Source organism: Duganella sp. 1224 (assembly GCF_013408245.1).
GTDB lineage: Bacteria > Pseudomonadota > Gammaproteobacteria > Burkholderiales > Burkholderiaceae_D > Rugamonas.
On record NZ_JACBYS010000001.1, the window covers coordinates 1,958,991 to 1,971,545 of the forward strand.

General features: G+C 64.3%; 14 protein-coding genes. 6 read left to right on the forward strand and 8 right to left on the reverse strand.

Annotated elements, in window-relative coordinates; all coding sequences use genetic code 11:
- Positions 1-26: 26 nt before the first annotated feature.
- Positions 27-521: a chemotaxis protein CheW gene (locus tag FHW58_RS08645; RefSeq protein ID WP_179672625.1), complete on the reverse strand. Its 495-nt coding sequence runs from the start codon at positions 519-521 to the stop codon at positions 27-29.
- A 199-nt stretch (positions 522-720) separates the two neighbouring features.
- On the opposite strand from FHW58_RS08645, the gene FHW58_RS08650 reads away from it, so the two are divergent.
- The 3 genes from FHW58_RS08650 to FHW58_RS08660 are packed head-to-tail and all read left to right on the forward strand — an operon-like array spanning position 721 to position 3,441.
- The gene (locus FHW58_RS08650; protein ID WP_179672626.1) at positions 721-1,380 is read left to right on the forward strand and encodes an HD domain-containing protein; all 660 of its coding nucleotides are present in this window, start codon (positions 721-723) and stop codon (positions 1,378-1,380) included.
- Positions 1,381-1,393: 13 nt separating this feature from the next.
- Complete coding sequence (locus FHW58_RS08655) at positions 1,394-2,641, forward strand: TCR/Tet family MFS transporter (protein WP_179672627.1); 1,248 nt, start codon at positions 1,394-1,396, stop codon at positions 2,639-2,641.
- Positions 2,638-3,441 (forward strand): ABC transporter substrate-binding protein, encoded by an 804-nt coding sequence (locus tag FHW58_RS08660; RefSeq protein ID WP_179672628.1) that lies wholly within the window; start codon positions 2,638-2,640, stop codon positions 3,439-3,441. The genes FHW58_RS08655 and FHW58_RS08660 overlap by 4 nt, the downstream gene beginning before the upstream one ends.
- Here FHW58_RS08660 and FHW58_RS08665 read toward each other — a convergent pair.
- Positions 3,438-3,677 (reverse strand): hypothetical protein, encoded by a 240-nt coding sequence (locus tag FHW58_RS08665; protein WP_179672629.1) that lies wholly within the window; start codon positions 3,675-3,677, stop codon positions 3,438-3,440. The genes FHW58_RS08660 and FHW58_RS08665 overlap by 4 nt on opposite strands.
- Before the next feature lie 252 nt (positions 3,678-3,929).
- Between FHW58_RS08665 and trpS the strand changes: the two genes are divergently transcribed.
- Positions 3,930-4,982 carry a tryptophan--tRNA ligase gene (trpS, locus tag FHW58_RS08670; RefSeq protein ID WP_179672630.1) on the forward strand — a complete coding sequence of 351 codons (1,053 nt, stop codon included), beginning with the start codon at positions 3,930-3,932 and terminating at the stop codon, positions 4,980-4,982.
- A 41-nt stretch (positions 4,983-5,023) separates the two neighbouring features.
- Complete coding sequence (locus tag FHW58_RS08675; RefSeq protein WP_229265214.1) at positions 5,024-5,353, forward strand: DUF1294 domain-containing protein; 330 nt, start codon at positions 5,024-5,026, stop codon at positions 5,351-5,353.
- On the opposite strand, the gene FHW58_RS08680 is transcribed toward FHW58_RS08675, so the two are convergent.
- Positions 5,350-5,655 (reverse strand): erythromycin esterase family protein, encoded by a 306-nt coding sequence (locus FHW58_RS08680; RefSeq protein ID WP_229265092.1) that lies wholly within the window; start codon positions 5,653-5,655, stop codon positions 5,350-5,352. The two genes, FHW58_RS08675 and FHW58_RS08680, sit on opposite strands and share 4 nt — an antisense overlap.
- 118 nt (positions 5,656-5,773) lie before the next feature.
- On the opposite strand from FHW58_RS08680, the gene FHW58_RS08685 reads away from it, so the two are divergent.
- Positions 5,774-6,736 (forward strand): DMT family transporter, encoded by a 963-nt coding sequence (locus FHW58_RS08685; protein WP_179672631.1) that lies wholly within the window; start codon positions 5,774-5,776, stop codon positions 6,734-6,736.
- Between the two features lie 5 nt (positions 6,737-6,741).
- Here the strand turns inward: FHW58_RS08685 and FHW58_RS08690 are convergent, their stop codons facing one another.
- From FHW58_RS08690 to FHW58_RS08710, 5 genes are all read right to left on the reverse strand, one after another.
- Positions 6,742-7,356, reverse strand: coding sequence for an LON peptidase substrate-binding domain-containing protein (locus FHW58_RS08690; RefSeq protein ID WP_179672632.1), 615 nt, complete (start codon positions 7,354-7,356; stop codon positions 6,742-6,744).
- Positions 7,357-7,390: 34 nt separating this feature from the next.
- The gene (locus tag FHW58_RS08695) at positions 7,391-8,671 is read right to left on the reverse strand and encodes an amidohydrolase family protein (RefSeq protein WP_179672633.1); all 1,281 of its coding nucleotides are present in this window, start codon (positions 8,669-8,671) and stop codon (positions 7,391-7,393) included.
- A gap of 77 nt (positions 8,672-8,748) precedes the next feature.
- Complete coding sequence (locus tag FHW58_RS08700; protein WP_179672634.1) at positions 8,749-9,039, reverse strand: H-NS family nucleoid-associated regulatory protein; 291 nt, start codon at positions 9,037-9,039, stop codon at positions 8,749-8,751.
- Positions 9,040-9,209: 170 nt separating this feature from the next.
- Positions 9,210-10,124 carry a LysR family transcriptional regulator gene (locus FHW58_RS08705; protein ID WP_179672635.1) on the reverse strand — a complete coding sequence of 305 codons (915 nt, stop codon included), beginning with the start codon at positions 10,122-10,124 and terminating at the stop codon, positions 9,210-9,212.
- Positions 10,125-10,307: 183 nt separating this feature from the next.
- A complete protein-coding gene (locus FHW58_RS08710; RefSeq protein ID WP_179672636.1) occupies positions 10,308-12,506 on the reverse strand; it encodes a TonB-dependent siderophore receptor in 2,199 nt (732 codons plus the stop codon).
- Positions 12,507-12,555: the final 49 nt, after the last annotated feature.

Consider the following 12,555-nt stretch of genomic DNA (forward strand, 5'->3'; position numbering starts at 1 on the left):
ACCTGCCCGGCGCAATCGGCGCCGGCTTAGGCCGCCAGCGCGGTGTTTTCGATCAGGCCCATGTCGGCGCTGGACATCAGCTTGTCGATATCGACCAGGATCAGCATGCGTTCCTCGATGGTGCCGAGGCCGACGATGTGGTCGGTGTTCATGGCCGCGCCCACTTCCGGCGCCGGCTTGATCTGTTCCTGGGTCAGCGTGGTGACGTCCGACACGCGGTCCACCACCATGCCCACCACGCGGTGGCCGATGTTGAGGATGATGACCACGGTGAACTGGTCGTAGGTCGGGGTGCCCAGGTTGAACTTGATGCGCATGTCGACGATCGGCACGATGATGCCGCGCAGATTGATCACGCCCTTGACGAATTGCGGCGCGTTGGCAATGCGGGTCGGTGCTTCGTAGCTGCGGATCTCGCTGACTTTCTGGATATCGATGCCGTATTCTTCCTGGCCCAGCGTGAAGGCCAGATATTCGCCGGCGACCGACGAGGTCGCGTGCAGTTCGCTTACGTTAGACATGGTTTTTCCTTCAATGCGATAAGTAATTGAGCGTAATGTTACCGCAAGTCAAGATCAATAGCACCAAATAAATGCGGCACGGCAACAAAATAGGCTTATTGAAATTACCAGATTGATAATGCGATCACGGTTTTACTCCTGCACAAGCCGCTGCAAGCCTGTATGATTTGCATCAAACCGACAATGATCCGGGAGACTGATGAATAGCTTGCTCACCCTCTGGCACCCGCGCCTGGTAAGCCTGGCCACCGCGGCGCAAGGCATGGATGGCGCCCACGACACCAACCACCTGCACCGCGTGTGGCGCAACGCCAGCCTGCTGCTGGACGACTACCCGGAGGCCGACGCGCTGGTGGTGTTGGCCGGCTGCTACCTGCACGACCTGGTCAACCTGCCCAAGAACGATCCCGAACGCCACCTGGCCTCGCGCAAGGCGGCGCTGCTGGCCAGCCGCCAGCTGGCCGAGCTGGATTTTCCGCCCAACAAGCTGGCAGCGGTGGCGCACGCCATCGAGAGCCACAGTTTTTCCGCCGGCATCCGCCCGGAAACCATCGAGGCGCGCATCGTGCAGGACGCCGACCGGCTGGACGCGCTGGGCGCGGTCGGCCTGGCGCGCCTGTTCTACACCGCCGGCCGCATGGACTCGGCACTGGCCCACCCGGACGATCCGATGGCGCTGCACCGCGACCTGAACGACAAGGCCTACGCGCTCGATCACATCGACACCAAGCTGGCCACCCTGCCCGGCAAGATGCAGACCGCCGCCGGCCGCCGGCTGGCCGAGGCCCGCATGCAGGAACTGATCGCCTTCCGCGACAACTTCATCGCCGAATGGGCCGCCAGCCCGGCCGCGCCCTAACCCATCGTCCCCCATGAGCACAAGCGAGACCACCACGGCGGCGGCGCCGGCCGCGCCGGGCAACCTGAATTTTGTCCTGATCTGCGTCTTCATCGACATGCTGGGCATCGGCCTGATCGTGCCGGTGCTGCCGGTGCTGGTGGGCGAATTCACCGGCAGCCGCGAAAACCAGGCCTACTGGTACGGCATCATGAGCACCGTGTTCGGGCTGATGCAGTTCCTGTTCATGCCGATGCTGGGCGCCATCAGCGACCGCGTCGGCCGCCGCCCGGTGCTGCTGTACTCGATGGCCGGCATGAGCATCAATTTCCTGACCACGGCGCTGGCGCCCAACCTGGCCTGCCTGTTCATCGGCCGCGTGATCGGCGGCATGTCGTCGGCCAGCATGTCGGTGGCGTCGGCCTACGCGTCGGACATCTCGACGCCGGACAACCGCGCCAAGAGCTTCGGCAAGATCGGCGCGGCGTTCGGCCTGGGCTTCATCTGCGGCCCGATGGTGGGCGGCCTGCTGGGCGGCTACGACCTGCACCTGCCGTTCTACGTGGCCGGCGCGCTGTCGGCCGCCAACTGCGTGTATGGCTACTTCATGGTGCCGGAGTCGCTGCCGGCGGCGCGCCGCGCGCCGTTCACGCTGTCCAAGATCAACCCGCTGACGGCGCTGGTCAAGCTGGCGCGCCGCGCCGAGATCCGCGGCCTGGTGGTGACCTACACGCTGGTGACGCTGGCGGCCATGATGCTGCAGACCACCTGGGTGCTGTACACCACCTTCCGCTTCAACTGGACGCCGGGCCAGAACGGCGCCGCGCTGTTCTGCGTCGGCCTGACGGCGGCGGTGGTGCAGGCCGGCCTGCTGGGCCTGCTGATCAAGCGCTTTGGCGAGGTGCGGCTGGCGCAGCTGGGCATGGTCTCGGGCAGCATCACCTACCTGCTATACGGCCTGGCCACGCAGGGCTGGATGATGTATGCGCTGATCGTCTGCAATGTGCTGTCGTTCGCCATCGGCCCGGCCCTGCAAAGCATTGTGTCCAGGCACACGCCGGCCGGGGAGCAAGGCGAGTTGATGGGGTCGCTGCAATCGATCAGCAGCGTGGGCGTGATCATCATGCCGCTGCTGGGGTCGGCGATCCTCGGCGAGGTCAGCCACCTGCCGGCCGGCGACTGGCGCGTGGGCAGCACTTTCTACCTGTGCGCGGCCATGCAGGCGGCGGCCATCTTCGTCGCCCAGCGCTACTTCAGACAGCACGAGCCGGAGGCGGCATGAGATGGCGGCTGATGCTGGCGGCATGCGCGGCCAGCCTGGCGGCCCATGCCGGCGCCACCGGCTGCTCGCGCGACATCGCCGTGCCGGTCTCGGCCAGCGGCGCCAGCGTGATTGTCGACGGCGCGCAGGTGAAAGGGATTTATCCGGATCTGCTGCGCGACATCGGCGCCCGCACCGGCTGCCATTTCGTGTTCAGCGTGGTGCCGCGCGCGCGCCAGGTGGCGATGTTCCAGACCGGCGGCGCGGACATCCTGGCGCCCGCCACGCGCACCCCGGCGCGCGACAGGATCGGCACCTTCATCCCGATGATCAATCACCGCGCCATGCTGATTTCCGTGAGCAGCGGCCGCGCGCCGATCGGCAGCCTGCGGGATCTGCTGACGCGGCGCGAGCTGCGCGTGGCGGTGGTGCGCGGCTTCGATTATGGCGAGCGGTATACTGCGCTGCTGGCCGAATTGCAGAAACAGGGCCGCTTGTTCACCGAGGTGGACGTGGTGGCGGTGGCGCGCTTGCTGCATGCCGGTTCGGCCGACGTCACCATCATGGGGCCGACGCTGATGGCCGGCGCCATCCGCCGCGAGCAGCGCGTGCACGGACTGCAGGACAAGCTGAAGGCCGAGCCGGTGCCGGAGCTGCCGTGGCGCCAGAGCGGCGCCTACCTGTCGCACGCGCTGAAGCCGGAAGACCAGGCGCTGCTGCGCGAGGCGCTGGACAAGGCCGGCAAGTCCAACCATGTAATGGAAGGCTACTTGCACTACTTCCGCCCCGAACTGTTGACCGACAGCGTGCGGCCGCGCTAATGCAGGAGCTTGAACAACGCTGCCGTCACGCCGGACTGCAGCACCAACAACGTGAACATATAGCTGACCATTTTTAGCTCAAACCTGGCGAAGGCCAATTCGAGATCGTGCTTGGTCACCAGTTGGCTCTCGATCAGTTGGTACAGGGCCGAAGCCAGCGATTTGACTTGTCGTTCAGAAAAGCCGCCATCGACCAGATTATCCATCAAAGCTACCGTGTCGAAATTGCTGGACATGTCGTTCTCCTTTTCCAGCTTAGACCGCCTCGCGCGCAAAACAGTTCCCGAACTTGACAGACCGCGACCAAACTGCAACCATACGGCCATGATTTTTTATGCCCCACCTCACGCCCGCACGTATTGGCGCCGCTCTTAGCGAGCGCGGCCACTGTACAACCATAGTGATGTGATACTTTTATCAACGCCGCCCTGCTCTGGTGGCGTTTTTTACATCCGCGCGCCAGACCGGGGCACCGTAAAGGAACCCTGATGAGTCTGCCCGAACAGCCACAAACCGCCGAAGCCGTCGCCGTCGCGCCGAAAGGTCCGCAAATCATCCTGACCGGCGACCGTCCGACCGGCCCGCTGCACCTCGGCCACTACGTCGGCAGCCTGCGCAACCGCGTCGACTACCAGCACCAGTTCAAGCAGTTCATCATGCTGGCCGACTCGCAGGCGCTGACCGACAACATGGACGACACCAACAAGGTGCACCGCAACGTGGTCGAAGTGGCGCTGGACTACCTGGCCGTCGGCATCGACCCGGCCAAGTCGACCATCCTGATCCAGTCGCAGATTCCGGAACTGGCCGAACTGACCTTCTATTACCTGAACATGGTTACCGTGGCCCGCCTGGAGCGCAACCCGACCGTCAAGACCGAAATCGCCCTGCGCGGCTTCGAGCGCGACATCCCGGCCGGCTTCCTGACCTACCCGGCCTCGCAGGCGGCCGACATCTCGGCCTTCAAGGCCACGCTGGTACCGGTCGGCGAAGACCAGATTCCGATGATCGAGCAGACCAACGAAATCGTGCGCCGCTTCAACCGCATCGCCAACAAGGACATCCTGGTCGAATGCAAGGCGCTGGTGCCGGACATCGGCCGCCTGCCGGGCATCGACGGCAAGGCCAAGATGAGCAAATCGCTGGGCAACACCATCAACCTGGGCGCCAGCGCGGCCGAGATCACCGCCGCCGTCAAGAAGGTCTACACCGACCCGCTGCACCTGCGCGTGGAAGACCCCGGCCACCTGGAAGGCAACGTCGCCTTCATCTACCTGGACGCCTTCGATCCGGAAAAGGACAAGCTGGAAGAAATGAAGGCCCACTACGTGCGCGGCGGCCTGGGCGATTCGATCGTCAAGAAGCGCCTGGAACTGGTGCTGCAAGAACTGCTGGCGCCGATCCGCGCGCGCCGCGAGGAGCTGGAAAAAGACAAGGGCTACATCATGCAATTGCTGAAGGAAGGCACCATGCACGCCCGCGAGGTGGCGGCCCGAACCGCCGACGAAGTCAAGGCCGCGCTCGGCCTGAGCTACTTCTGACCGCGTCCGCGCCGGCGCTAGGCTGGCTGTGGCTGGCGTCGCTGTACGGCGCCGCCAGCGCGGCCTGCTTCATCGCCTATGCGATCGACAAGGCGGCGGCCATCCACCAGCGCCGCCGCACTGCCGAATTCACCCTGCTGATGCTCGGCCTGTGCTGCGGCTGGCCGGGCGGCCTGCTGGCGCAGCGCCTGTTGCGCCACAAGTGCCGCAAGACCAGCTTCCTGATCCGCTTCTGGCTGACGGTGCTGCTGAATCTGGCCGCCGCCGCGCTGCTGCTCGCTACAATCCCGACGGATAAGTCTCCGGCAAGTCCCCCGCTGTCCAGTGCGACGACACCTTCAGCGGCTTGCGCGCTCAGCTCGACCAGCTAGCGCACCGCCCCGACCTCGCGGTCGGGCCGCAGGCCGAGGCTGGTGAGGTAGCCGTAACGCTGCGGATCCATGGCGACGTGATCGAAACAGCTGCAACGTCCGCGCGCGCGGCCGGCCGCCTCGGGATCGGCCTGGTCGAGATAAGGAACCACGGCCTGCATCGACTTGTGCAGGCTGTACAGGTCGATGCCGTAGAAGCCCACGCGCCGCGCCGGGTCTGGCGCCTGCTGGTTGTTGACCTGCAAGGCGTCCAGCCAGTCGGCCTCGACCGCGATGGCGTCGAAGCCGCGTTCGACGATCAATCGCTTGCTGAGTTCAGCGCGCAGCCGGTAGAACTCGCGCGTGCCTCCCAGCGAACTGCACGCGGATATGCGACACTCTATGGTTTATTTTGTTTTTGTGCTTTGGAAAGAGTGTGCGATGTGGAATGGCGTGTTGTGCGGTTTGCTGGCGGGAGCCATGTGGGGCATGGTGTTCATCGCGCCCGAGTTTCTGCGCGCCTTCACGCCGCTGGAGATGGCCTGTGGCCGCTATATCTGCTACGGCCTGATCGCCGCTGCAGCGATGTCCACCCGCCTGCCGCCGCTGTTGCGCCGGCTGGACCGCGGCGACATCGTCGCCATGATCAAGCATGCGCTGGCCGGCAACATCGTCTACTACATGCTGCTGGCGCTGGGCGTGAAGCTGGCCGGGGTGGCGGCGACGTCGCTGATCATCGGCGTGCTGCCGATATCGGTGACGCTGGTCGGCCACAAGGACCAGGGCGCGGTGCCGCTGCGGCAGCTGATCTGGCCGCTGCTGCTGGTGGCAGCCGGCATCGCCTGCATCAATCTGGACGTCTTTACGCATGATGCCGGCAATGGCCTGCCGCTGGCCAGCAAGCTGGCGGGCGTGCTGTGCGCCACCTGCGCGCTGGCCTGCTGGACCTGGTATTCGGTCGACAACGCCCGCTACCTGAAGCGCAATCCGCACTTCAGCAGCGGCGAGTGGTCGGCGCTGTATGGCGTCTCCAGCGGCCTAATCGCGCTGGCAATCGCGCTGGTCGCCCTCGCCTTATTCCATGACCAGGTGACCGGCGCGGCGGGCGCCGCGAGCGGGCGCGACTGGGGCCTGTTCTGGCTGGTCAACGCGGTGATCGCGCTGGGCGCGTCGGCGATCGGCAACCATCTGTGGAACGTGGCCAGCCGCAAGGTGCCGCTGACCTTGTCCGGCCAGCTGATCCTGTTTGAAACGCTGTTCGCGCTGCTGTACGGCTTTATCTACAAGCAGCAGTGGCCGCGCGGGCTGGAAATGGCGGCCATGGTGCTGCTGGTGGCCGGCGTGATGTGGTCGGTGCGCGTGCACGCGCTGGAGGACACCAGCGAGGCGCACGCCGGCGATTGATGAATTTAATCGAGCAGGCCGTTTTCGCTCAGCACGTCCTGCACCAGTTCCAGCCGCAGCACCGGATTTTCCTGCAGCAGCAGGCGCTGCTTTTCTTCGAGGTCGAGCCGCAGCAGCTCGCACCAGCGGTTGGCCACCCAGCCGGCTTCGTCCAGCCGGTATGGCGGCGCCAGCGACATATTGGCGGTGGAAATCTGTTTTTTCTGTAGCGAGCGGATCAGCGCGCCCAGGGCATTGGCCACATCCTGCTGTTCGCTGGGGATGGGCACCACCATGTCCTCGGCCACCTCCTCCACCTCGGCCATCCACAAGCCGTGTTTCAGCTGCTCGGCGGACTTGATCTGGAAGCGCGTGGTGCCGATGCACGAGATTTGCAGCAGCCCCGGCAACGGCGCGGTCCAGTCGATGATGCGCGCCATGGTGCCGCAGGCGGACAGCGTTTCATGCTGATCCGGCACCCGCACCTCGCTGCCGTCCAACAAGGACACCACACCGAACTCCTCGCCCTTGGCGATGCAGCGCTTGACCAGGTCCAGATAACGCACTTCAAACACCTGCAAGGGCAAATGCCCGTCAGGGAACAGGATGGTTTTCAGCGGAAATAAAGGGATGGATGGCATTTCGCTATCATCGCACGAAATAGCCCAGCCTGTGTCATGGCCGACGGAAAATCGTGCCGCCCTTGACCACCAGGCGCACCTGGCGCAGCGCGCCGATGTCCCGCGTGGGATCGCCCTGCACCGCCACCACGTCGGCCAGGTAACCGGCGCCGATCCGTCCCAGCGTGGCGGACTGGTCCAGCACCGCCGCGTTGACCACGGTGGCGGCGCGCAAGGCTTCCAGCGGCGTCATGCCAAGCCGGACCATCCATTCCAGCTCGCGGGCGTTGTCGCCGTGGGCAAACACGCCCACATCGCTGCCGTTACCGATGGTGACGCCCAGCTTGCGCGCCAACTGGAAGGCGCGCGCGGCGGCCTGCATCGATGGCGTGGGCGCGCCGCCGCGCTGGTATTTCTGGAAGTATTCGCTGGTGGCCTCGGGCGCCGTCAAGGTCGGGAAATAAGCGACGTGGCGCTCGGCCATCAGCTTGAAGGTGGCCTCGCTGCCGGCATAGCCATGCTCGATGGTGTCGACGCCGGCCAGCGTGGCGCGGCGCATGCCCTCGTCGGTGCTGGCGTGGGCCGCCACCTTGCGGCCGGATTCATGCGCGGTCTGCACCAGCGCGTTCAGCTCGGCCTGGGTAAAGGTGGCGCGCGAACTGCCGTCGACGCCGGTGCGGTAGTCGGCATACACTTTGATCCAGTCGGCACCGCGCGCGCCCTGCTCGCGCACCGCCTTGACAACTTCGTCAACGCCACTGGCTTCCTGTGCGCCCTTGGGCAGATCGACATCGTCGCGGTAACTGCGCGGCGATGGGCCGTAGCTGCCGCTGGCGACGATCGCCCGGGTGGCGATAAACAGGCGCGGGCCGGGAATCACGCCGTCATTAATCGCCTTTTTAATCGCCACGTCGGCATACAGCGCGCCTTCGGTGCCCAGATCGCGCAGGGTGGTAAATCCGGCTTGTAATGTGGCGGCGGCGTGGCGGCTGGCCAACAGCGTCCGGTATTCCACCGATTCCTTTAAGACCTGGTCATCCCACGAGGTTTCATTATAGGGATGCAGCAGCACATGCGAGTGCAAATCCATTAACCCCGGAATCAGCGTGGCGCCTGGCAGGTTGATACGTTCGGCGTCGGCCGGGATATTCAGTTGTTCCACCGGCCCGACCGCCGCGATCTTGCTGCCGCTGATAAGCACGGCCCAATTGGCATGCGGCTGGCCTTCGCCGGTCCACACCTGATCGGGCGTTAACAACGTATCGGCCGCCACCGCGGCGGACGAAAACAGGCCAATAACAAGGGAGAATAAGACGGTGAGACGGTTACGCTTCATGGAGTGCGCCCGAAAATGAAAAAAGCTGGTATCGGGTTTATGCGATATAAACCCTTGCACCAGCTTTTACTGAAGAATTACTTAATCAGATAATCGTCTTTGTTCTTGCCTTCCAGCCATTTCGGTGCGCGGCCACGGCCGGTCCAGGTCTGGCCGGTGGCGTCGTCGCGGTATTTGGTTGGCACCGGTGCGCGTGGCTTGGCGGTCTTGGGCTTGGCGGCATTGCTCAGGTCGGCAAGGGTCAGGCCATAATCGCGCATGATGGTAGCGATTTGCTCTTTTGCCTTGGCAATTTCGTCCTTGCGGGCGTTTTCGGCCAGATTTTCCAGTTCAGCGATCTTGGCTTTGTATTCCTGGTAAGTCGTCATCTTATATCCTTGTTATCAGTGGGGGCAGATTTAAAAAACCACAAGTGACAATGTGTGAGATTTGATAGCCGCAATTTACCATAACTTTGCTGAGATATTCCAGATATATCCGAACAAATACCAATATAGCTATAAAAATGAATATTTTCCACAACTGTTTGGGGAATATATCATTCACATAGCGGACGCGGTTGCGCACCCTCCGCCACCACTTTACGGATTAAATTGGCCAGCCGGCAGGTGCCGGGTCCGGCTAATTCCGGATTGGCCACCACCAGCGATAAGGACAATTTACGGCGCTGGCCCACCCGCAATGGCAAAGGCTTGAGCAAGCCCTGCTCCAGTTGTTTTCTCATCTTATGTTCGGCTAGCCAGCCAAAGCCGATGCCATTACAAATCATTTCCATGCGCGTGTGCGGACTGGTGACGCTCCAGCGCTGATTGTTATTCAGCCAGCCGTGATCGCGCGGATTCAGGGTGCCGGAATCGCGCACCACGATTTGCAGGTTGCGGCTGAGATCGTCGAGCTCCAGCTCGCGTCCCAGCGCATGCAGCGGATGACAGGGGTGGGCCACCGCGACAAATTCGATGTCCATCAGCGCATCACCCAGAAAGCCGGACGGCACGCGGCTGACGATGGCCAGATCGACCCGCTGTTCCAGCAGCGCGTCCTCCGAGCCGGACAGCACCGTCTCTTCCAGATTGACGCGCGTGTGGCGCGCCCACGGCTCGAATTCGCGCAGCACCTGCACCAGCAATTCGACCGGAAACAGGCTATCGACCGCGATGCCGACCTGCGGCTCCCAGCCATCGGCCAGGCTGCCGGCCAGTTGCTCCAGCTGGAAGGCGTCGCCCAGCAGTTCGCGGGCCTTGTTGAGCAGGGCTTCCCCGGTGCGCGTCAGGCGCGCGCGGCGGCCATCGATTTCCAGCAGCTCCACGCCCAGCTGCTCCTGCAGCTTGGCCACCATGTAGCTGACCGACGATTGGCTGCGGTGCAGCGCCTCGGCCGCCTGCGAGTAGCCGCCGCATTCCACGATGGCCTGCAGCACCTGCCACTGCTCAAGCGTACTCTTGGGTATCTTCATGAGCGCCCCGAATAGATTCACCCGGAAATCATATCACCGTCAAAAGCAAATACCGCCAAGTCAAGCACGTCGTTCCGGCGCAGGCCGGAACCCATAGAACGTTTGCAGAGCAAGACGCATGCAACGCATGGATTCCGGCCTCCGCCGGAATGACAAATCAAACGCCAACTTAGCGGCATACCGTCAGAAGCGCGTCTCCACGGTCACGCGGAACTGGGTTTCGCCGTTGGCCACGGTGGTGCGGTTGAGGGTGCCGTTGCTGTCGCTGTACAGGCTCTCGGTGGTGTAGTCCTGCGCCAGCAGATTGGAGACGGCGATGCGCAGGTTGTTCTGCGCATCCAGCTTCCACAGCGCGTAGACGTCGAGGTCGCGCCGCACCGAGGTGTAGCCGCCCTGGGTGCCGCTCAGGCGCGCCAGGCCGCCGTTGCGGAAGCTGAAACTGCTGCCGGTGCTCAATTGGCCATCCGGCGTCTTGTAGTCGACGCCCAGCGTGGCGCTCAGCGGCACCTGCTGGTCCAGGCGGTTGTCCGGGCCGGGCACCGCCTCGACGCGCGACCAGTTGCGGCTGACGCTGGCGCGCAGGTCGAGCTTGGGCGCGTGCTCCATCAGCGCGCTGGCCGGGAACTTGGCCTCCAGTTCGACGCCGCGCGTTTCGGCGCGACCGTCGTTGATGGCGGACGACACCCAGCGCTGGTCCTCGTAGAACAAGCCCTGGTGGGTGTAATTCTGGATGCGGCGCACCGAGGCGCTGGCGCTCAGCAGGCCGCCTTCGCCCCAGTAATGCTCGAACGACGCGTCCAGCCCCAGCGCCAGCTCCGGCTTCAGATGGGGATTGCCACGACGGTCCGGCTCGGTCGGACTGTTGTTGGTGGAGGTGAACTTGCGCGGAATCAGCGCGGCGGTGCCGGGCGCCTTGTAGGTGCGGGTCAGCGCCACGCGCACCTGATCCTTCTTGTTGGGCAGCTTGATCAGCGTTTGCATCAGCGGGCTCAGCACGCTGGACCGGTTTTGCACGGCGTCGATGCTGCCGCCGTCGGCGCGGGTATCCAGCCCCTCCCAGCGCACGCCGGTATAGACCGACCACAAGGGCGTGATGCTCCACTCATCCTGGCCATACAGCGCCAGCCGCGCGACCTTGGCGGTGAAGCCCTCGTCGCTGTTGATCGGCACGGCGCCCGGCAGATCGGCGTCGCGCTGGACGCGGGTGTCGTCGCGCTGCGTGAAGCCGGCGTCCCAGCCCAGCGACAGCGCGTGCTCGACGGCGTCCGCACCGTCCGCGCCAGCTTTGCTGAACACAAACGGCGTGGAATACTTGCCCTGGGTGCTAAAGCCCTGCTCCGCACTCTCGCCGTGCACCGTGCGCACCAACGTGGCCGGGCCGCCGTTGTTGCCGCCGATTTGCAGCGAGTCCGAGGTATTGCGGGCATCGCTGATGGCCGCCTTCACATCCAGCTTGGCGCCCTGCTCCAGCTTGTGCACCCAGTTCAGGTCAGTGCGGCCGAAGGCGTTGTGGTTGCTGTAAGTGCTGTCGACGCGGTCGTAATCGGGCCGCAGGCCGAAGGCGATGTCGGTGCGGTTGCGGCTGCCGCCGGCGAAGCGGTTCCAGTTGAGGAAGGATTGCGAGGTCAGCGTATCGCCGCCGTCCAGCGTCCAGTTAATGCGCGGCGACAGATTGAAGCCGTCGCCCCGGCCGGCGTCGCGCGAAGTGATGGCGCGCGCCACATTGGCGACGCCGTCGGCATCGGCGCCATCCTCCCAGGTCGGCGTGGTGCGGTCATACATGAAGCGCCAGGCGTTGCCGCCGAACGAATACGACATCCCCTCCTTCTTGTCCGACATCTGCACGCTGACCGCCGGCGAGCTGGAGTGGCTGCTCTTGGCCTGGGTAAACTTGACCTCGTGCTGGGCCGGCTTGAGCGCCTTCTTCAGCACGATATTGATAGTGCCCGCGATCGACTGGGTGCTGAACTCGGCGCTGGCGGCGCGCAGCACCTCGATGCGCTCGATCACATCGGGCGCCAGGCTATCGATGGAAAACCCGGCCGGCGCGCGCTCGCCGTTGATCAGAATCTGCGTATAGCCGGCGCCGAGGCCGCGCATGCGGATCTCGCCGCCGCTGCGGCCGGCCGCGCCGGTGACGGTAATGCCCGGCACCCGCTTCAGCACATCGTTGATGGAAGTGTCGCCATACTTCTGGATCTCCTCGGCGCTGACGACGGTCTTGCTGGCCGTATCATCGCGACGCGGATCATACTTGGCGGCGGAACCCTTGATCTCCACCTTTTGCATCTCCTCCTGCTTGGGCGGCGCGTCCTCGGCGCGGGCGACGCTTGCGCAGCACAGCAGGACAGCGGCGGCAATCTGGGTCAGACGAATAGGCATGATACGAACCGGGCAAGTTTCAGTTGCCGAAATTATGCCTTGGTTTAGC